At 33.2% G+C, this 19,811-nt stretch carries 18 protein-coding genes and 1 tRNA gene; 15 read left to right on the top strand and 4 right to left on the bottom strand.

The window, feature by feature from the left end:
• Window positions 1-294: 294 nt before the first annotated feature.
• Genes prfA through ACI5KZ_RS01140 form a run of 3 tightly spaced genes read left to right on the top strand, consistent with a single transcriptional unit; the run spans window position 295 to window position 3,064 of the window.
• Window positions 295-1,371: a peptide chain release factor 1 gene (gene prfA / locus ACI5KZ_RS01130; protein ID WP_406846635.1), complete on the top strand. Its 1,077-nt coding sequence runs from the start codon at window positions 295-297 to the stop codon at window positions 1,369-1,371.
• A 34-nt stretch (window positions 1,372-1,405) separates the two neighbouring features.
• Entirely contained in the window at window positions 1,406-2,233 is an 828-nt protein-coding gene (gene pyrF, locus ACI5KZ_RS01135) for an orotidine-5'-phosphate decarboxylase (RefSeq protein WP_406846636.1), read from the top strand.
• Window positions 2,234-2,278: 45 nt separating this feature from the next.
• Window positions 2,279-3,064, top strand: coding sequence for an ABC transporter substrate-binding protein (locus ACI5KZ_RS01140; RefSeq protein WP_406846637.1), 786 nt, complete (start codon window positions 2,279-2,281; stop codon window positions 3,062-3,064).
• A gap of 35 nt (window positions 3,065-3,099) precedes the next feature.
• Here ACI5KZ_RS01140 and ACI5KZ_RS01145 read toward each other — a convergent pair whose 3' ends face one another.
• Together ACI5KZ_RS01145 and ACI5KZ_RS01150 are read right to left on the bottom strand one after the other, a co-directional pair.
• Window positions 3,100-3,300, bottom strand: a complete 201-nt coding sequence (locus ACI5KZ_RS01145) for a Lacal_2735 family protein (RefSeq protein WP_109307695.1) — start codon at window positions 3,298-3,300, stop codon at window positions 3,100-3,102.
• Window positions 3,301-3,560: 260 nt separating this feature from the next.
• Window positions 3,561-4,268, bottom strand: a complete 708-nt coding sequence (locus tag ACI5KZ_RS01150; RefSeq protein ID WP_109307696.1) for a DUF4197 domain-containing protein — start codon at window positions 4,266-4,268, stop codon at window positions 3,561-3,563.
• A 123-nt stretch (window positions 4,269-4,391) separates the two neighbouring features.
• Between ACI5KZ_RS01150 and ACI5KZ_RS01155 the strand changes: the two genes are divergently transcribed.
• The 3 genes from ACI5KZ_RS01155 to ACI5KZ_RS01165 all read left to right on the top strand — a co-directional run bounded on the left by ACI5KZ_RS01155 (window position 4,392) and on the right by ACI5KZ_RS01165 (window position 9,067).
• On the top strand, window positions 4,392-7,808 hold the full coding sequence (locus ACI5KZ_RS01155; RefSeq protein ID WP_406846638.1) for a methylmalonyl-CoA mutase family protein: 3,417 nt from the start codon (window positions 4,392-4,394) through the stop codon (window positions 7,806-7,808).
• 415 nt (window positions 7,809-8,223) lie between these two features.
• The gene (locus ACI5KZ_RS01160; RefSeq protein WP_109307698.1) at window positions 8,224-8,763 is read left to right on the top strand and encodes a sigma-70 family RNA polymerase sigma factor; all 540 of its coding nucleotides are present in this window, start codon (window positions 8,224-8,226) and stop codon (window positions 8,761-8,763) included.
• Between the two features lie 172 nt (window positions 8,764-8,935).
• On the top strand, window positions 8,936-9,067 hold the full coding sequence (locus ACI5KZ_RS01165) for a hypothetical protein (protein ID WP_406846639.1): 132 nt from the start codon (window positions 8,936-8,938) through the stop codon (window positions 9,065-9,067).
• Between the two features lie 110 nt (window positions 9,068-9,177).
• Here ACI5KZ_RS01165 and ACI5KZ_RS01170 read toward each other — a convergent pair whose 3' ends face one another.
• Window positions 9,178-10,320 (bottom strand): acyl-CoA dehydrogenase, encoded by a 1,143-nt coding sequence (locus ACI5KZ_RS01170; RefSeq protein ID WP_109307699.1) that lies wholly within the window; start codon window positions 10,318-10,320, stop codon window positions 9,178-9,180.
• Window positions 10,321-10,410: 90 nt separating this feature from the next.
• Here ACI5KZ_RS01170 and ACI5KZ_RS01175 point away from each other — a divergent pair, with 90 nt between their 5' ends.
• The 8 genes from ACI5KZ_RS01175 (at window position 10,411) to ACI5KZ_RS01210 (ending at window position 17,681) form a co-directional block, all read left to right on the top strand.
• A complete protein-coding gene (locus ACI5KZ_RS01175) occupies window positions 10,411-11,478 on the top strand; it encodes an anhydro-N-acetylmuramic acid kinase (protein ID WP_406846640.1) in 1,068 nt (355 codons plus the stop codon).
• A 161-nt stretch (window positions 11,479-11,639) separates the two neighbouring features.
• Complete coding sequence (locus ACI5KZ_RS01180; RefSeq protein WP_109307700.1) at window positions 11,640-12,866, top strand: Glu/Leu/Phe/Val dehydrogenase dimerization domain-containing protein; 1,227 nt, start codon at window positions 11,640-11,642, stop codon at window positions 12,864-12,866.
• 11 nt (window positions 12,867-12,877) lie between these two features.
• Complete coding sequence (nhaD, locus tag ACI5KZ_RS01185; protein ID WP_109307701.1) at window positions 12,878-14,275, top strand: sodium:proton antiporter NhaD; 1,398 nt, start codon at window positions 12,878-12,880, stop codon at window positions 14,273-14,275.
• 53 nt (window positions 14,276-14,328) lie between these two features.
• Window positions 14,329-15,030, top strand: a complete 702-nt coding sequence (locus tag ACI5KZ_RS01190; RefSeq protein WP_406846641.1) for a MotA/TolQ/ExbB proton channel family protein — start codon at window positions 14,329-14,331, stop codon at window positions 15,028-15,030.
• Entirely contained in the window at window positions 15,030-15,422 is a 393-nt protein-coding gene (locus tag ACI5KZ_RS01195) for a biopolymer transporter ExbD (protein WP_109307702.1), read from the top strand. Before ACI5KZ_RS01190 ends, ACI5KZ_RS01195 begins: the two co-directional genes overlap by 1 nt.
• A gap of 4 nt (window positions 15,423-15,426) precedes the next feature.
• Window positions 15,427-16,320, top strand: coding sequence for a cell envelope integrity protein TolA (gene tolA / locus ACI5KZ_RS01200; protein ID WP_109307703.1), 894 nt, complete (start codon window positions 15,427-15,429; stop codon window positions 16,318-16,320).
• Between the two features lie 4 nt (window positions 16,321-16,324).
• Window positions 16,325-17,542 carry a folylpolyglutamate synthase/dihydrofolate synthase family protein gene (locus tag ACI5KZ_RS01205; protein WP_109307704.1) on the top strand — a complete coding sequence of 406 codons (1,218 nt, stop codon included), beginning with the start codon at window positions 16,325-16,327 and terminating at the stop codon, window positions 17,540-17,542.
• Window positions 17,543-17,606: 64 nt separating this feature from the next.
• A tRNA-Val gene (locus tag ACI5KZ_RS01210) sits at window positions 17,607-17,681 on the top strand.
• 215 nt (window positions 17,682-17,896) lie between these two features.
• Here the strand turns inward: ACI5KZ_RS01210 and ACI5KZ_RS01215 are convergent.
• Complete coding sequence (locus ACI5KZ_RS01215; RefSeq protein WP_109307705.1) at window positions 17,897-18,751, bottom strand: AraC family transcriptional regulator; 855 nt, start codon at window positions 18,749-18,751, stop codon at window positions 17,897-17,899.
• Window positions 18,752-18,895: 144 nt separating this feature from the next.
• On the opposite strand from ACI5KZ_RS01215, the gene ACI5KZ_RS01220 reads away from it, so the two are divergent.
• Window positions 18,896-19,810, top strand: a complete 915-nt coding sequence (locus tag ACI5KZ_RS01220; protein WP_109307706.1) for a dihydrodipicolinate synthase family protein — start codon at window positions 18,896-18,898, stop codon at window positions 19,808-19,810.
• Window position 19,811 lies beyond the last annotated feature (1 nt).

Raw genomic sequence — 19,811 nt, forward strand, 5'->3', positions numbered from 1 at the left:
TTAGCAGTGGTTTCTGAAAGGAAATACCATAAAAAAGCAGTTAAAAAGAATTTTGCGATATAGATAACTACTAAATTGGATTTAAAAGCTATTAAAAAAAGGGTTATACCAAAAGACCAAAATATATAAGGTTTATAAAATATAAATATGGCTCCTAATCGCTGCATCATAGAATAAAAACGCCTTTTTAAGAAAAATATTTTCTAATAAATCTTTTAGCTAAAAATTGAAGAATCTAAAAAATTATAAAATCCATAAATTATCGTATTTTTGACACACAATTTAGAATAATACATGTTAGATAAATTACAAATAGTAAAACAACGTTTTGATGAGGTTAGCGATTTAATTATCCAACCAGATATAATGACAGATCAAAAGCGTTATGTAGAATTAAATAAAGAATATAAAGATTTACGTGTCTTAATGGACAAACGTGAACAGTATATAGCGTTGACGAATAACTTAAAAGAAGCAGAAGAAATTATTGCAGATGGAAGCGATCCTGAAATGGTGGATATGGCTAAATTGCAGTATGATGAAGCCAAAGAAGGGATTCCTAAATTAGAAGACGAAATAAAGGTGCTTCTAATACCTAAAGACCCTGAAGACACTAAAAATGCTGTCGTTGAATTACGAGCAGGAACAGGAGGTGATGAGGCCAGTATTTTTGCTGGGGATTTGTTTAGAATGTATTCCAAATATTGTGAAAGCAAGGGTTGGAAAATCGACACTGTAGATTACAGCGAAGGTACCAATGGAGGTTTCAAAGAAATTCAATTTGAAGTAACTGGTGATGATGTATATGGAACTTTAAAATTTGAAGCTGGCGTGCATCGTGTGCAACGTGTGCCACAAACAGAAACTCAAGGACGTGTTCATACTAGTGCAGCAACAGTTATGGTATTTCCAGAAGCTGAAGAGTTTGATGTGGAAATTAACCCAAAAGACGTACGTATCGATTTTTTCTGTTCGTCTGGTCCAGGAGGTCAATCTGTAAACACTACCTATTCTGCTGTACGTTTAACACATATTCCAACAGGTTTGGTAGCACAATGCCAGGACCAAAAATCGCAACATAAGAATAAAGAGAAAGCCTTTAAGGTGTTACGTTCTAGATTGTACGATATGGAGTTGGCAAAGAAAAATGCTGAAGATGCTGAAAAACGTGGCTCTATGGTTAGTTCTGGAGATAGGTCAGCTAAAATTAGAACCTATAATTATTCTCAAGGTCGTGTAACAGATCATAGAATTGGACTGACTTTATACGATTTAAGTAATATTGTAAATGGCGATATTCAACGTATTATTGACGAACTTCAGTTGGCTGAAAACACCGAAAAGTTAAAAGCAAGCACTGATGTAATTTAAAACCTAGCCTCTTTTTTGAGGCTTTTTTTATAAAATGACAACAAAACAACTAACAGAACAAATCAAAAAAAAGAAATCCTTTCTATGTATTGGATTGGATGTTGATTTAAATAAAATCCCACAACATTTATTAAAAGAAGAAGATCCCATTTTCGCATTTAATAAAGCTATTATCGACGCAACACATCACTTATGTGTTGCTTATAAACCAAACACTGCTTTTTATGAAGCTTATGGATTAAAAGGATGGGAATCTTTAGAGAAAACCATTAAATATTTAAATTATAACCATCCTGAAATATTCACTATTGCAGATGCTAAACGTGGTGATATTGGAAATACAAGTAGCATGTATGCCAAAGCTTTTTTTGATGATTTAGGGTTTGATAGCGTTACTGTTGCTCCATATATGGGAAAAGATTCTATAGAACCTTTTTTGGCTTTTGAAAACAAACATACCATCATGTTGGCTTTAACTTCAAATCAAGGTGCTTTCGATTTTCAAACGAAAACGGTTGAAGGAAAAGAATTATACAAACAGGTTCTGGAAACGTCTAAATCTTGGGAGAACTCTAAAAACTTAATGTATGTGGTTGGAGCCACCAAAGCAGAATATTTTGCAGATATTAGAAACATCGTTCCAGATAGCTTTTTACTAGTTCCTGGTGTTGGAGCACAAGGTGGAAACTTACAAGATGTTTGTACATTTGGTTTAAACAAAAATGTAGGCTTACTTATCAATTCTTCAAGAGGTATTATTTATGCTTCAAATAAAAAAGATTTTGCTGAAGCTGCTGCTATAAAAGCAAAAGATCTTCAAAAGGAAATGGAAAAGATTATTAAAAGTCAATTATCTGATTGAAAATTAGCTAGCATTGAGCGTAGTCGAAATGTGGTAATCTTACAAATGAAAGACCAACTAAATAGAACCATTCAAATAAAACGTACTCCTAAACGGATAGTTTCCTTAGTACCTTCACAAACGGAGTTACTGTATGATTTAGATTTGGAACCTTCCATAGTTGGTATTACTAAATTCTGTGTTCATCCACGACATCTCATTTCTAATATTGATGTTGTTGGAGGAACCAAGCACGTGCATTTCGATAAAATAAAAGCGCTTCAGCCAGACATTATTTTGTGTAATAAAGAGGAAAATACGCAAGAGATGATTTTGGAACTAGAAAAAATAGCTCCAGTGCATATTAGCGATATTTATAATATTGAAGACTGTTTGGAGTTAATTCGTATGTATGGAGCATTATTTTCAGTCGAAGAGAATGCTAAAGAAATTATTGCTACCATTAAAAAAGAACAAGAAGAATTTCAAGACTTTATAAAAGACCAACCAAAATTAAAAACAGCCTATTTTATTTGGAAAAATCCGTGGATGGTTGCAGCACAGAATAATTTTATAAATGCTTTAATGGCTGTTGGTAAATTTGAAAACCACTTTAGAGCTTTAGAAAGATATCCAGAAATCGATTTAGAAAAAGATCTTGGAACAGATGTAGAGGTTATTATGCTTTCAACTGAGCCCTTTCCGTTTAAGAAAGTACACATTGAGAGTATGAAACTACAATTCCCTCATGCTAAAGTGTTATTGGTAGATGGAGAATTATTTTCGTGGTATGGCTCTAGATTGGCTAAGTCTTTTCAATATTTTAAGTCATTAAGACTTGAATCTTTATAGAAAAAGAAACCCATTAAATTGCAAAAATTAATTACTTATAAGTGCTGTTGTTTTACAGGTTCTCTGCTTAAATAGTTTAATCTATTTAATTTGTTTAAGAGTTTGATAGCTTTAAACTCCGATATATCACTCAATGCACAATCGGTTTCTCGAAGATTATAAGCTTTTTCAATAAGGCGTTTGTAGCGTTTTTGTAACTTGACTTGGTTTTCTTTTATTTTGTTTGAATTTTCCATTGCTTACACCTTTGAGAATTAAATATATCTAAAATAATAGAATTCAGCAAGTTAAATGTTTGGTTTTTTTATAAAAAAAAATCGATCCGTTGCGAATCGATTTTAATTTAATAACTAACTAACTTAATTCAAATGAATCACAAGGGATGTGAAATTAACTTTTTGAAATAAAATCAGTACAAAGATGACGTTTTTGTACTTGGTCTATGTTAGCTTAATGTCAATTTAAGTTAAAGTTTTAATGAACTGAGTTTTATATATTAATCTTGTAGCGCAAATACCTGTTTTAATAAATCGGTAGTTCTAGAAGTATATTTGGTTCTAATGTCTTTTTCTTCAACCGCAATCATTTTATAAACTCCTTTTAGTGCTTCTTCAGTAACATAGTCTGTTAAATCAGGATTTACATTAGATGTAAATGGTATGTTGTTGTATTTATTAATTAAATTAGACCAAATTTGATCTGCTCCAACTTTTTTGAAAGAGTTGTTTATTACGGGATGAAATTCAGTGTAAAGTGCAGATTCAGTTCTTCCAGCTAAATACCGTGTTGCAGCATCATCATTTCCTAAAAGAATGTTTTTCGCGTCTGCAAATGTTATGCCTTTAACAGCATTTATAAAGATTGGTGTTGCTGTGCTTACCGCATCTTCAGCTGCACGATTTAAAACTTTTAAACCTTCATCAGCTAATGAACTTAAACCAATATCTCTAAGCGCTTTGTCTACTTTCTGTAATTCCTCAGGAAGCAATATTTTTACCAAATCGTTTTTATAAAATCCATCTGTTTGTGTCAACTTTGTTACTTGCTTATCAATACCTTGGTCTAAAGCTGCTCTTAAGCCTTCAGCGATTTGGGTGTTACTAATTCCAGTTGTGCTTTCAGGTAGTTGATTGACTACTTCTTGCAATTCGGCACAAGACATAAAGTTGATAACTAATAAAAAGAGAAAATATTTTTTAATCATGAGGTGTTTTTTTTTACAAAGATAAGGCACTCAAATTTAATTCTGAATGGGATTAAATAAAAGTAATAAGGTAGATTTATTGAATATTGCGTAAATTTGTGCCACAAAAATTAAGATCTATACATGAAAGCCATAACACCTTATAAACCCAAACATAAAGTACGAATTGTTACAGCAGCCTCTCTATTTGATGGGCACGATGCATCTATTAATATCATGAGACGAATTATTCAGTCTACTGGTGTTGAAGTGATTCATTTAGGACATGATAGAAGTGTGGAAGAGGTTGTTAATACAGCCATTCAAGAAGATGCTAATGCTATTTGTTTAACGTCTTATCAAGGTGGACACAACGAGTACTTTAAGTATATGTACGATTTGTTGAAAGAGAGAGGTGCCGAACACATTAAGATTTTTGGTGGAGGTGGTGGAGTCATTCTTCCTTCGGAAATTAAAGAATTAATGGATTACGGAATTGCTCGCATCTATTCTCCAGACGATGGAAGAGCTCTTGGTCTTCAGGGAATGATTAACGATTTGGTTGAACAAGCAGATTTTGCTATTGGTGATGTATTAGATGTTGACGTTAATTTACTCTCTAAGAAAAATGCTAAATCTATTGCAAGAGTTATTTCTTCAGCAGAGAATTTTCCTGAAGTAGCAAAAGACACTTTAGATAAAATACATACTAAGAACAAGACATCTAAAACGCCTGTTTTGGGAATTACAGGAACTGGAGGCGCTGGAAAATCGTCATTAGTAGACGAGCTGGTGCGCCGATTTTTAATAGACTTTCCTAAAAAAACAGTAGGTCTAATTTCTGTCGATCCTTCAAAAAGAAAAACAGGAGGTGCGCTTTTAGGAGATAGAATTCGTATGAATGCCATTAATAATTCTCGGGTTTATATGCGAAGCTTGGCCACGCGACAATCGAACTTGGCGCTTTCTAAATATGTTCATGAAGCTATTGAAGTGCTAAAAGCAGCTGAATACGATTTAATTATTCTTGAAACCTCTGGTATTGGACAGTCTGATACTGAAATTATTGAACATTCAGATGTATCTTTATATGTAATGACTCCAGAATTTGGAGCTGCCACCCAATTGGAGAAAATTGATATGCTTGATTTTGCCGATTTGGTAGCCATTAATAAATTTGATAAACGTGGAGCTTTAGATGCTTTACGAGATGTTAAAAAGCAATATGTACGCAACCATTTGCTATGGGATGCCAAGCCTGAAGATTTACCAGTTTTTGGAACCATTGCATCACAATTTAACGATCCTGGAATGAATACGCTTTATAAAGCTATTATGGATGAGTTGGTTGAGAAAACAAATGTAAAATTAAAATCAGATTTTAAAATTACAGAAGAAATGAGCGAAAAGGTGTTTGTTATTCCACCTGCAAGAACTCGCTATTTATCTGAAATCTCTGAAAACAATCGCGCTTACGATAAAACAGCAAATGAGCAAGTTGAGGTAGCTCAAAAACTCTATGGTATTTATAAAACCATAGAGTCCATTTCTGGAATCACACCCGAATTGGACAAAGCTGGTATAGATTCAAAATCTATAGAATCTAAAGAACAGAAAGACTTTATTAAATTACTCGTAGGCGAATTCGACCGAGTAAAACTAAACCTAGATCCTTACAACTGGGAAGTGATTACAGGTTGGAGCGAAAAAGTCAATACATATAAAAACCCTATTTATTCCTTTAAAGTAAGAGATAAAGAAATAAAAATAGAGACACATACAGAGTCGCTTTCTCATTTACAAATACCAAGAGTCGCTTTGCCTAAGTATCAAGCTTGGGGAGATATTCTAAAATGGTGTTTGCAAGAAAATGTGCCAGGAGAATTTCCTTATACCTCTGGATTGTATCCGTTTAAAAGAACAGGAGAAGACCCAGCAAGAATGTTTGCTGGTGAAGGTGGTCCAGAGCGTACCAACCGTCGTTTTCATTATGTAAGTGCTGGATTACCTGCAAAGCGTTTATCTACAGCATTTGATAGTGTGACGCTTTACGGAAACGATCCAGATTTACGTCCAGATATTTATGGAAAAATAGGAAATGCTGGAGTATCTATCTGTTGTTTAGACGATGCTAAGAAACTGTATTCTGGTTTCGACTTAGCAAATGTCATGACATCTGTAAGTATGACAATTAATGGCCCAGCACCTATGTTGCTAGGATTTTTTATGAATGCAGCCATTGACCAGCAATGTGAATTTTACATTAAAGAAAATGGACTAGAAAAAGAAGTTGAAGCAAAAATTGCTGAAATTTATAAAGAAAAAGGTGTAGAAAGACCTAAATATCTTGGTGAACTCCCAGAAGGAAATAATGGTTTAGGTTTAATGCTTTTAGGTGTTACTGGTGATCAGGTTTTACCAGCCGATGTCTATTTAGATATTAAAACAAAAACCATTGCTCAAGTTCGTGGAACGGTTCAAGCCGATATTTTAAAAGAAGATCAAGCACAAAACACCTGTATTTTCTCTACGGAATTTGCTTTGCGATTAATGGGTGACGTTCAAGAATATTTTATAGAGAATAATGTGCGTAATTTTTATTCGGTGTCTATTTCAGGTTACCATATTGCCGAGGCAGGAGCGAACCCAATTACCCAATTGGCGCTAACGCTTTCTAACGGATTTACCTATGTAGAGTATTATTTATCTCGTGGTATGGACATCAATAAATTTGGTCCAAACCTATCGTTTTTCTTCTCGAATGGTATCGATCCAGAATATGCTGTAATTGGTCGTGTAGCCAGAAAAATTTGGGCAAAAGCCATGAAACATAAATATGGAGCTAATGCTAGAGCTCAAATGTTGAAATACCACATTCAGACATCAGGGCGTAGTTTACATGCTCAGGAAATTGATTTTAATGATATTAGAACCACACTTCAAGCTTTATATGCTATTTATGATAACTGTAACTCGTTACATACAAATGCCTACGATGAAGCTATAACCACGCCAACTGAAGAATCTGTACGTCGAGCCATGGCTATTCAGTTAATCATCAACAAAGAATTAGGATTAGCTAAGAATGAAAACCCGATTCAAGGGTCATTTATTATAGAAGAATTAACCGACTTAGTAGAAGAAGCTGTTTTAGTAGAATTTGATAGAATTACTGAAAGAGGAGGCGTTCTTGGTGCTATGGAAACTATGTACCAACGTTCTAAGATTCAAGAAGAGAGTTTGTATTATGAAACCTTGAAGCATAATGGAGAATTCCCTATTATAGGTGTAAACACCTTCTTAAGTTCAAAAGGTTCTCCAACGGTTCAGCCTGCTGAAGTTATTAGGGCTACAGAAGAAGAAAAACAATCTCAAATAAAAACTTTAGAGAATTTGCATAAAGCAAATGATACTACAGACCTTTTAAAAGACCTTCAAACCAGAGCTATTCACAACGAGAATATATTTGAAGCCTTGATGGAGGTTTGTAAAGTGTGTTCTTTAGGTGAAATAACTTCTGCTTTATTTGAAGTAGGAGGTCAGTATAGACGGAATATGTAGGTAAGAACCACTTTTCGTTTTTTTTACGAAGAGTGAGTGAATCACTTATGCTGAGCGCAGTCGAAGTGTCTTTTTGAAATAACAAAAGTATGAGAATTACTTAAGTTTATAGAACCTTAAACCTCACAAGTCCCATTCGATTTGTGAGGTTTTTTTTTTTTTTTTTTGAAACTTTTGCATCTTTTTTAATACTTCAACGTCTATTATATGAATTTTAAAAACATCATTTAAATGAAAAATAACGAATGTACTTGCAACTGCTCAGGTTGTAAAGATGGAAATTGTAAAAACTGTACTTGTCAAAATTGCACTTGTGCTAACTGCAACTGTTAAGGAATGCTAATTAACAGAGAAACAGCAACTATTTTAGTAATTTTATACTAAAGAAGTTGCTGTTTTTTAATTTTAAAAAAAAATGACTACCCAAACGATATGGAATTTGTATGCAGAAGATGTTAAATACTTTATATTGAGTAAAGTAAAAGACAGCTCTATTGCAGACGATTTACTTCAAGACACTTTTATTAAAGTACATACCAAAAAAGACACTTTAAAAGATGAAGCGAAATTAAAAGCGTGGTTATTTTCTGTAGCTAGATTTACGGTATTGGATTACTTTAGGCAACATAAAATAACGACTGACGAAACAAATATCGATGTTCCTTTTTTGGAAAACGACAACAAACATACGGAGCATGATTGTTTGCATGGGATTATAAAAAGCTTACCAAAAAAATATCGAGATCCTTTATTTCTAGCAGATATAAAAGGATTAAAACAAGATGAGGTTGCCAAACAATTAAAATTACCTCTTCCAACTGTTAAGTCGCAAATACAAAGAGCTAGAAAACAAATTGCTCAAGGATTTATGGAATGTTGCGATTTTAAAATGAATACGAATGGCTATTTAGTAGGAGAGATTAAAGAGAAAAAAGACTGCAAAGTTTGTAATTAATTTAATTATTTTGAATGTGTACATCGTCTTTACTTAAAGACGATGTATTTTGTCTTAATTATTTGTAACTGTATGTTTTTTAAAGCAATAAATTTGCGCTTCGGCTAAAATATTATTATTACATTTATTCTATCTGTAACTTTAAGTTAGTTCAATTTTAAACTCTATTATTATGGAAGCGACTTTAAACTACAGTTTTAACAGAAAATCTGAAAATCATTTTGATTGGTTATTAAATGTTATTAAATCTGAAAAATACTACGAAGCAGATAGTTCTATTATTCCATTAAACAAGGCTTCTTAATTCATGTAGTAGTTAATTAAAATCTCAATTTATTATATAAAAAAAAGTCCAAACCTGAGTTTGGACTTTAGAAATTGAATTTATTCTATATATTGTATTCTTATAAAAAGTTAATCTCTTAAGACTCCTCTTGAGATTACAATTTTTTGTATCTCAGAAGTACCTTCATAAATCTGAGTGATTTTTGCATCACGCATTAAACGTTCTACATGATATTCTTTAACAAAACCATTTCCACCATGTATTTGCACGGCTTCTACTGTATGTGTCATGGCTACTTGCGATGCGTAAAGTTTTGCCATTGCGCTAGACATGTCGTAGTTGTTTCCTTGGTCTTTATCCCAGGCAGCTTTCATTACTAGCATTCTTGCAGCTTCAATTTCGGTTGCCATATCTGCTATTTTAAAAGCAATGGCTTGATGGTTGCAAATTTCTGTTCCAAAAGCTTTACGTTCTTTAGAATATTTTAAAGCTAATTCGTATGCCCCAGAAGCAATACCTAAGGCTTGAGCAGCAATTCCTATACGACCACCAGAAAGTGTTTTCATGGCGAATTTAAATCCAAAGCCATCTTCCCCAATTCTATTTTCTTTAGGAACTTTTACATCGTTAAATTGTAGCGTATGTGTATCACTACCTCTAATGCCTAATTTATCTTCTTTTGGACCAACATCGAATCCTGGCATGCCTTTTTCTACAATAAATGCATTGATTCCTTTGTGACCTTTGTCTTTATCTGTTTGGGCAATAACCAAGTAAACTTCTGCACGACCACCATTGGTAATCCAGTTTTTTGTTCCGTTTAAAACATAATGGTCTCCCATGTCTATAGCCGTAGTTTTTTGCGAAGTGGCATCACTACCAGCTTCAGGCTCACTTAAACAAAAGGCACCAATAACTTCGCCTGTAGCTAATTTGGTAAGGTATTTTTGTTTTTGAGCTTCGTTTCCATAAGCTTCTAAACCATAACAAACCAAAGAGTTATTTACAGAAACCATAACAGAAGCTGAGGCGTCTATTTTAGATAGTTCTTCCATTATTAACACATAAGAAATGGCATCCATGCCAGAACCTCCATATTTTGGATCGACCATGATTCCCATAAAACCAAGCTGTCCCATTTTGCGTACAATGCTTTCTGGGAAGGTTTGTGCGTTATCACGTTCTATAACTCCAGGAAGTAATTCGGTTTGAGCAAAATCGCGAGCTGCATCGCGAATCATTATGTGTTCTTCTGTAAGATTAAAATCCATAGTTTCTTATGATTGTAGTATTATTTAAAAGTGCACAAAGATACTTTTTTATTAGCATTTTTTCAAAACGGATTGTTATTTTTACAGGATATGAATAAAACTGAATATCGTATTGTTGGTGTTATGTCTGGAACGTCTTTAGATGGTGTGGATTTGGTTTTTGCTACTTTTAATATTATTCAAGGCAATTGGAGTTTTAAAATTCACACTTCTAAAACCTTAGCTTATACAAATGAATGGTTTAATACTCTTAAACATTTAGTTTTAAAACCTCTTGAGGAACTCCAAGAAATAGATATTAAGTATACAGAATATTTAGCAGGAATTATTCAAAATTTTATCCATGAAAATAAGATTACACATTTAGATGCTATTTGTTCTCATGGTCACACAGCTTTACATCAACCAGAAGAAGGGATGACCTATCAAATTGGTAACTTGCCAAGTTTATTTCAAATATTACAGCGTACGATTGTTTGTAATTTTAGAGTTCAAGATGTAACTTTAGGTGGTCAAGGAGCTCCGTTAGTTCCTATAGGTGATAAGTTGTTATTCTCTAAATATGATTTTTGTTTAAATTTAGGAGGTTTTGCAAATATTTCATTTGAAAAAAACAATCAAAGAGTTGCTTACGATATTTGTCCTGTAAACATAGTTTTAAATCATTATGTGTCTAAGTTAGGATTTGATTTTGATGATAAAGGAACCATCGCTTCAAGAGGAAGTGTCCATCAAAAACTTTTAGATCAATTAAATGAATTAGAGTTTTATAAGCAAGAACCCCCAAAATCTTTGGGATTAGAATGGGTGAATAAAAACACGATACCACTAATAGATGGTTATAAACTGCCAATTGAAACTATTTTAAGAACGTTTGTAGAACATATTGCTATTCAGATTTCGAATAACATCAATCATCAAGAAAAGGCTTGTGTTTTAATAACGGGTGGAGGTGCATATCATCAGCTTTTAATACAAAACATTCAAAAAAAGACAGCAAACACATTGGAAATTCCTGAAAACGCCTTAGTTGAATTTAAAGAGGCATTGGTTTTCGGGTTCTTAGGGGTTTTAAAATTACGGAACGAAATCAATTGTTTGCAAAGTGTAACAGGAGCAAATTACAATCATAGTTCAGGTGTTATTTTTAATAATTAAATTTATTGTAATTTTAATAAAGTAGCCTATTAGTTTTTTATATTTGTTTTTACATTTACACATTAATCATCCGAATGAAATGTCAGCATATTGATAATTCTCTTTTATGGAGTTTTTAATATTTCATTTCTTTCAATTTGTTTTAAAATGAACCTCACCTAATGAAAGAATTACTTCAGAAGTACGAAAACAAAGAACCAGAAATAATATTTAATTGGAAAGATCCAGAAACAGATGCCGAAGGTTGGACTGTTATCAACTCGCTTAGAGGAGGTGCAGCAGGAGGTGGAACTAGAATGCGAAAAGGCTTAGACATGAACGAAGTTTTGTCTTTAGCTAAAACCATGGAAGTGAAGTTTACTGTCTCTGGTCCTGCTATTGGTGGCGCAAAATCTGGTATTAATTTTGACCCTAAAGACCCAAGAAAAAAAGGGGTTTTACAGCGCTGGTTTCAGGCTGTTTCTCCTTTACTAAAAAGCTATTATGGAACTGGTGGCGATTTAAATGTTGATGAAATTCATGAAGTTATTCCTATTACCGAAGAAAGTGGTGTCTGGCATCCACAAGAAGGTGTTTTTAATGGCCATTTTAAACCAACAGAGGCAGATAAAATTAATAGAATTGGTCAATTAAGACAAGGCGTAATTAAAGTGATAGAAAATCCAAATTACTCTCCAAGTGTTAAAAGAAAATATACAATTGCAGATATGATTACGGGTTTTGGAGTTGCCGAAGCAGTAAAACAATATTATAGCATTTATGGAGGAAGCGTTGCTGGTAAAAAAGCCGTTGTTCAAGGTTTTGGAAATGTAGGAGCAGCAGCCGCTTTTTATTTAACTCAAATGGGAGCTAAGGTTGTTGGGATTATTGATATTTCTGGCGGATTGATTAATGAAGATGGCTTTACTTTTGAAGAAATAACCAATTTATTTTTAGCTAAAACTGGCAACACACTTGTGGCCGAAAATGTGATTCCTTTCGAAGAAATCAATGAAAAAATTTGGTCTCTGCAAACAGAAGTCTTTGCACCTTGTGCTGCATCTAGATTAATTACAAAAAATCAAATAGATCAAATGATTGACAGTGGTTTGGAAGTGATTTCTTGTGGTGCTAATGTGCCATTTGCCGACAAAGAAATCTTTTTTGGACCAATCATGGAACATACAGACAAACGAGTCAGTTTAATTCCTGATTTTATATCTAATTGTGGTATGGCTCGAGTTTTTGCTTATTTTATGGAAGCTCGCGTTCAAATGACTGATGAAGCTATTTTTAATGACACATCAAGTACCATTAGGAAAGCGATTCAAAATGTTTATAATCAAAATAAATCTAAAACCGATATTAGCGAAACTGCATTCGAAATTGCACTTAGTCAACTTATTTAATAGTTAATTTTATGGAAACAATTATCATATTAGTATTTGTATTAGGCTACTTAGCCATTACTTTAGAACACAATTTAAAAATTGATAAGCTTATTCCAGCCCTTGTCATGATGGCTATCTGCTGGGCTTTGATTGCATTAGGCTTAGATCACTTCACCCAATGGTTTGATTCTTCTAAACACTCTCTTTTAGAGAATTTTGGACTCTTGGCCCATGAGGAAAAGATGCATTTAATGGAGGAAACCTTATTGCATCATTTGGGTAAAACATCCGAAATTTTAGTATTCCTTTTAGGAGCCATGACCATTGTAGAGATTATAGACTATTTCGACGGTTTTGCAACAATAAAAAGCTTTGTTAAAACTAAAAGTAAAAAACGTATTTTATGGATTTTTGGCTTTTTAGCATTTTTCCTTTCTGCCATTATTGATAATTTAACAGCTACCATTGTCTTAATTTCTATTTTACAAAAATTAGTAAAAGATAGAGATGTAAGAATCTGGTATGTTGGTTTAATTGTGATAGCTGCAAATGCTGGAGGAGCATGGTCTCCAATTGGAGATGTTACAACAACCATGTTATGGATTGGCAAAAAGGTGACTACTGGTCATTTATTTGTGTATTTATTTTTACCTTCATTATTATGTATGTTGGTACCAACTTTTATCGCTTCATTTTTACCTGCTTTTAAAGGCAATTTGGAAAATAATGAGGAAGATAAAGATGATAAACCTAAAAGCAAATTTAGTGCAACCATGTTGTATTTAGGTTTGGGTGGTATTGTTTCCGTACCTATCTTTAAAACCATCACTCATTTACCTCCTTATGTAGGAATGATGTTGGCTTTAGGGGTTGTAGCAATCTTTGCCGAGTTGTACAGTAATTCAAAATTTGCTCTTTCATTTAATACAGATGAAAATGCAGACCATCAAGGGCATCATAGTCCTGTACATTCATCACTATCTAAAATTGAGCTACCAAGTATCCTATTCTTTTTAGGAATTTTAATGGCTGTTGCTGCACTTGAATCTTTAGGAATTTTATTCGGTTTTGCATCTAGTTTACAAGATAATATGCCAATGTTAGGAACGGAGCTACATCATGCTGGCGTTTCAGATTTGGTGGTGTTGCTTCTAGGTATTGGATCTGCAGTTATAGATAATGTGCCATTAGTAGCCGCAAGTTTGGGGATGTTTACAGAGCCTATTGATAACGAATTATGGCACTTTATAGCTTACTCAGCCGGAACAGGAGGAAGTATGTTAATTATTGGTTCAGCTGCTGGAGTTGTTGCTATGGGAATGGAGAAAATTGACTTTTTCTGGTACCTTAAAAAAATTGCTTGGTTAGCATTTGTTGGCTTTCTGGTTGGAGCAATTGCTTTCATGTTTACTAGAACCATCTTTTAATTATAATTTAATTAATAAACACACGTTATAAACGTAAATATATTATAGAATCTATGTTAAATTCAATTATGCAAGGCGCACAGGAAGGTACAGAGCTACTGAATGAAGGCGAATCTGTAGAAAAAACATTATCCATTATAGAATTAATAACTAGTGGAGGAACTGCTGGTATGGTTATAATCACTATTTTATTTGTGCTGTTAATTGTAGCCACATACATTTATTTCGAAAGATTATTTGCAATTAAAGCTGCTTCAAAAATGGATGCGAACTTTATGAATCAAATAAAAGACCACGTAACAAATGGAAAAATAGATTCGGCTCAAGTATTATGTGCTCAACAAAATTCACCAGTTTCAAGACTAATTGGAAAAGGGATTACGCGAATTGGTAAACCTTTAGAAGACATTAATACAGCTATTGAGAATGCCGGACGTTTAGAGATTTATGAACTTGAAAAAAATGTAAGTGTTCTTGCAACCATTTCAGGTGCAGCACCAATGATTGGGTTTCTTGGAACTGTTATTGGAATGATTCTTTCCATTTTTGAGATTGCTAATTCTGGAGGGCAAATAGATATTAAATTATTAGCCGATGGATTATATACAGCCATGACAACAACAGTTGGAGGTTTAATAGTTGGAATTGTAGGATACATTGCTTACAATCATTTGGTGGTAAAAACAGACAAAGTTGTTTATCAAATGGAGGCCAATTCGCTAGAATTTTTAGATCACTTAAACGAGCCTATTTAATGAATTTAAGAGGAAGAAATAAAGTAACACCAGAGTTCAATATGTCGTCTATGACAGATATTGTCTTTTTGTTACTTATCTTTTTTATGCTTGCGTCTACTTTAGTGACTACTAATGCTATCGATATATTACTCCCTAAAGCTAGTGGTAAAACTGAAAATAAGAAATCGGTTGCAGTAAGTATTAAAAAGGATTTGACTTACTATATAGACCAAAAGCGTGTTGGAGAAAGCGTCTTAGAATCTGAATTGATTGCGGCTTTATCTACCGAAGACAAGCCGACTTTAGTTTTAAGAGCTGAAAAATCAGTACCTGTAGAACATGTTGTTAAAGTCATGGATATAGCTAATAGAAACAAGTTTAAGGTTATTTTAGCAGTGAAACCTAATTAGATTCATGAAATATTTCGAGACCAAACACGAGCGTAATTCCGCAAAGATTACAACACTTATTGCAGTGTTAATTATTTTGTTGTTGTTTGTTGTTGGTACACAATATATGGATCCTCCAGAAGAATATGGAGTTGCTGTAAATTTTGGAACTACGGATTTTGGAAGTGGCGACGTGCAACCAACAAAGCCAATAAAATCTGAGCCAAGAGAAGTTGAAAAACAGCCACAAGAAACGGTTAAACAGCCTGAGCAGAAACAAGCCGAAGCCGCTTCAGCTAAGACAAAAGCCGAAGATGTTTTAACTGAAAATAACGATGAAGCTATAGCCATAAAAAAACAAAAAGAAGCAGAAGCGAAAGCAAAAAAGGTTGCTGATGCTAAAGCAAAGGCTCAAGCTGAAGCAGATGCTAAAGCTAAAGCAGAAGCAGACAAATTAGCAAAAGAGCAAGCTGAAAAAGAGGCTAAAAAGAAAAAATTAGATGCTTTAATTGGAGGTGTTAGTAAATCTGAAGGACAAGAAACTGGAGGAGAAGGAGACGATAATAAAGCAGGAGATAAAGGACAATTAGATGGAGATCCTTATGCAGCAAGTTATTTTGGAGAGCCAGGTTCTGGTAATGGAGGCGTAGGTTATGGTTTAAAGGGCAGAGGTGCTCCAACAAAAAAAGTATTTAAACAAGATTGTAATGAATCTGGAATGGTTATCGTGAAAATAGTAGTTAATAGAAATGGCGATGTTATTGAAGCGACTCCTGGTGTTAAAGGGACAACCAATACAGCTTCCTGTTTATTGGAACCAGCAAAAAAAATAGCCTTATCTCATAAATGGCGAGCAGATAGCAAGGCACCAACCAAGCAAGTTGGCTTTGTAAAAGTAAACTTCAATTTGGGTCAGTAACAACATGACATATCAAGATACAATTAATTGGATGTTCTTACAGCTCCCAATGTATCAAAGACAAGGGAAATCGGCATACAAGGCTAATTTAAACAATACACATTTATTAGCTAAGCATTTAAACCATCCAGAGCATAAAATTAAAACCATTCATGTAGCAGGAACCAATGGAAAAGGCTCTACAAGTCATATGTTAGCTTCAGTTTTACAAGAAGCTGGATATAAAGTCGGATTATTTACTTCACCACATTTAAAAGATTTTAGAGAGCGCATCAAAATTAATGGAGCCGTAATTAGTAAAGCTTTCGTAAATGGTTTTGTTAAACGTAATAAAGCATTTTTAGAAACACAAAATTTGTCGTTTTTCGAGATGACTTCTGGTATGGCATTCGATTATTTTTCAAAAAAAAAAGTAGATGTAGCTATTATTGAAGTTGGCTTAGGAGGCAGACTTGATTCTACAAATATTATTACCCCAGAAGTATCAGTAATTACAAATATTGGATTCGATCATACACAGTTTTTAGGAAATACCTTAGAAGCCATTGCTTTTGAAAAAGCTGGCATTATAAAACCACATATCCCTGTGGTTATAGGCGAAACACAAAAGGAAACAACAAATGTGTTTGTAGAAGTAGCGGAAAAGAAAGCGTCTGAAATATATTTTGCTGATTCATCTATTTCTGAAGTTTTTCTTAGCGATTTAAAAGGGAGTTATCAACAAAAAAATATTAAAACAGTCATACAAACCATTTACCTTTTAAAACAGAAGATTTTTAAAATTTCAGAAGAAGATATTAGAAAAGGATTATTACATGTTGTAAAAAACACAGGTTTACAAGGAAGATGGCAACAGCTTCAGGAAGAACCTAAAATTATTTGTGACACTGCTCATAACAAAGAAGGATTAAATTACGTTGTAAAACAACTAGAAAATGAAACATTTAATCATTTGCATATAGTGTTTGGAGTGGTAAAAGATAAAGATCTTAGCTCAATTTTAGATATCTTACCAAAAAATGCAACCTATTATTTCTGTAAACCTAATGTTCCAAGAGGTATGGAGGTTGATGAGTTACAAGAAATTTTTACTACCAAAGGATTTGTTGGAAGCAGCTATCTTGGTGTAAATGAAGCCTTAAAAGCTGCAATTAAAAATGCTTTGGATACAGATTTAATATATATTGGTGGTAGTACTTTTGTGGTTGCAGAAATAATTTAATTTTTTTTTCAAAAAAGCTTTTGCAGTATGGAAAACTAATTTATATTTGCAGTCCAATTACAAAGGGCGCGTAGCTCAGTTGGTTCAGAGCACCTGGTTTACACCCAGGGGGTCAGGGGTTCGAATCCCTTCGCGCCCACATTAAATAAACAATCCACACTTTTAAGTGTGGATTTTTTTATTTATTCTAAATTCAAGATCTTTTGAAGATTTAGAATAAATAAAAAAGAACAAAATCGCAGTAGCAATTTGGATTGTCAATTTGCAGAAGAGGTTTCGTTTGGGGATATTTAATCCCTTCGCGCCCACATTAAATAAACAATCCACACTTTTTAAGTGTGGATTTTTTTATTTCTACATGTTATGAGAGTTTTCGCTTTTATAGATTAAAGGGGTTAAGTGTTTTACTTTTTTAAACTGTCGATTAAAATTTGAAATGTTATTGAAACCTACTTTATAAGCTATATCAGAGATGGTAAGGTTCTTTTTTGATAGCAGAAGTTTACAGGCATGTTCGATGCGTAGTTCGTTTAAAAACTGTCCATAAGTTTTATTGGTGTATTTTTTAAAATACTTGCAAAAAGCATTCTTTGTCATGTTAGCGACATTTGCTATAGATTCTAAAGTAATATCTTTATTATAATTGGTCATGGTGTATTCAAAAACATCACGCATTCGTTCGCCTTCAATAACAGAAAATGTTTTTTCATATATAAAAGATGATAAACTTTTATACTCACTAATTGAGAAAAGGTTTAATAACTTTAAAAGTATTATAAATCGTTCTGATTTTGTTGCAGTTTTAATCCTTTTGAAAAGGGCTGTTATTTCAGTTTGATTGGATGTGATTTTAAATCCGTGTTTGGCTTTTTTAAAAAATGCTTTTGATTCTGCTAATTCATCTAGCTCAAAAAAATCGTTACCAAAACTGGTTTCTGTAAAAAATAAAGTGAGCATATGAGACTGTTTGTACTGTTCCTGGTCACTTTCAAAAACATGCGGTAACTGACTTCCTATTACAATTATATCTCCTGTTTTATAGTAATTTATGGTATCCCCAACAATTAAAGTGCCTTCTCCTTTTACAATATAACTTAATTGAATTTCTTCATGTTGATGGAGTTTGTCATAAAAAAAAGGTACTAAGTCTTCTTGGTATACTAATGCAGCCGACTCAGGTTTTGGTATTTTAAATGGAAGTACTTTCATTAGGAGGTTATTTTATATACAAAATTAAGCAATAATTAATGGTTTATGACATAATAAGATAATATAGTATTATAAGTGGATAACGAAAGGTTATTGATTGGTTTTTTTCTTAATTAATTTTGTACTAATTAAAACAAATATATTATGAGTATTCAATGGAAAGGCGTTATGCCTGCAGTTACAACAAAGTTCACAGATGCAGATGAACTTGATTTAAAAATGTTTGAAGTAAATATTAATGCGCAATTAGAAGCAGGAGTTCATGGTATTGTACTTGGTGGTACTTTGGGTGAAGCCAGTACTTTGTTGGACGAAGAAAAAAGAATGCTTACCCAAACAACAGTTGATATTGTAAAGGGAAAAGTTCCAGTGCTTATAAATATTGCAGAACAAACAACTAAAGCAGCTATACAAGCAGCTCAGAAAGCAGAAGATGATGGTGCCAGAGGACTTATGATGTTACCTCCTATGAGATATAAATCTGGAGATAGAGAAACAGTAGAATACTTTAAAGCTGTTGCAAACAATACATCATTACCTATTATGGTGTATAATAACCCTGTGGATTATAAAATTGAGGTTTCATTAGACATGTTCGAAGAGTTATTAAAATGTAACAATATTGAAGCTGTTAAAGAATCTACAAGAGATACAACAAATATTACACGAATAAAAAATCGTTTTGGAGACCGTTTAAAGATTATGACTGGTGTTGATACTATTGCACTTGAAAGTTTGTTATTAGGTGCCGATGGTTGGGTTGCAGGATTAGTTTGTGCTTTCCCTGCAGAAACAGTTGCTATTTACGAATTACAAAAAGCAGGAAGAATAAAAGAAGCTCTAGAAATTTACAGATGGTTTATGCCTTTGCTAGAGTTAGATATTAACGCTAAATTAGTACAAAATATTAAATTAGCAGAAGTTGCTACAGGGATTGGTACTGATAATGTTAGAGCACCACGATTACCACTAATAGGAGATGAGCGTAAACATGTATTAAAAGTGATAGAAGAAGGTTTAAAAAACAGACCAACACTTCCAAATTATAAGAACTTATAAG

The sequence above is a fragment of the Xanthomarina sp. GH4-25 genome, from assembly GCF_045363175.1.
In the GTDB taxonomy this organism is placed as follows: Bacteria; Bacteroidota; Bacteroidia; order Flavobacteriales; family Flavobacteriaceae; genus Xanthomarina.

Coding starts and splice junctions, on each gene's coding strand:
- prfA (WP_406846635.1), top strand. CDS start 295: ATGTTAGATAAATTACAAATAGTAAAACAACGTTTTGATGAGGTTAGC.
- pyrF (WP_406846636.1), top strand. CDS start 1,406: ATGACAACAAAACAACTAACAGAACAAATCAAAAAAAAGAAATCCTTT.
- ACI5KZ_RS01140 (WP_406846637.1), top strand. CDS start 2,279: ATGAAAGACCAACTAAATAGAACCATTCAAATAAAACGTACTCCTAAA.
- ACI5KZ_RS01145 (WP_109307695.1), bottom strand. CDS start 3,300: ATGGAAAATTCAAACAAAATAAAAGAAAACCAAGTCAAGTTACAAAAA.
- ACI5KZ_RS01150 (WP_109307696.1), bottom strand. CDS start 4,268: ATGATTAAAAAATATTTTCTCTTTTTATTAGTTATCAACTTTATGTCT.
- ACI5KZ_RS01155 (WP_406846638.1), top strand. CDS start 4,392: ATGAAAGCCATAACACCTTATAAACCCAAACATAAAGTACGAATTGTT.
- ACI5KZ_RS01160 (WP_109307698.1), top strand. CDS start 8,224: ATGACTACCCAAACGATATGGAATTTGTATGCAGAAGATGTTAAATAC.
- ACI5KZ_RS01165 (WP_406846639.1), top strand. CDS start 8,936: ATGGAAGCGACTTTAAACTACAGTTTTAACAGAAAATCTGAAAATCAT.
- ACI5KZ_RS01170 (WP_109307699.1), bottom strand. CDS start 10,320: ATGGATTTTAATCTTACAGAAGAACACATAATGATTCGCGATGCAGCT.
- ACI5KZ_RS01175 (WP_406846640.1), top strand. CDS start 10,411: ATGAATAAAACTGAATATCGTATTGTTGGTGTTATGTCTGGAACGTCT.
- ACI5KZ_RS01180 (WP_109307700.1), top strand. CDS start 11,640: ATGAAAGAATTACTTCAGAAGTACGAAAACAAAGAACCAGAAATAATA.
- nhaD (WP_109307701.1), top strand. CDS start 12,878: ATGGAAACAATTATCATATTAGTATTTGTATTAGGCTACTTAGCCATT.
- ACI5KZ_RS01190 (WP_406846641.1), top strand. CDS start 14,329: ATGTTAAATTCAATTATGCAAGGCGCACAGGAAGGTACAGAGCTACTG.
- ACI5KZ_RS01195 (WP_109307702.1), top strand. CDS start 15,030: ATGAATTTAAGAGGAAGAAATAAAGTAACACCAGAGTTCAATATGTCG.
- tolA (WP_109307703.1), top strand. CDS start 15,427: ATGAAATATTTCGAGACCAAACACGAGCGTAATTCCGCAAAGATTACA.
- ACI5KZ_RS01205 (WP_109307704.1), top strand. CDS start 16,325: ATGACATATCAAGATACAATTAATTGGATGTTCTTACAGCTCCCAATG.
- ACI5KZ_RS01215 (WP_109307705.1), bottom strand. CDS start 18,751: ATGAAAGTACTTCCATTTAAAATACCAAAACCTGAGTCGGCTGCATTA.
- ACI5KZ_RS01220 (WP_109307706.1), top strand. CDS start 18,896: ATGAGTATTCAATGGAAAGGCGTTATGCCTGCAGTTACAACAAAGTTC.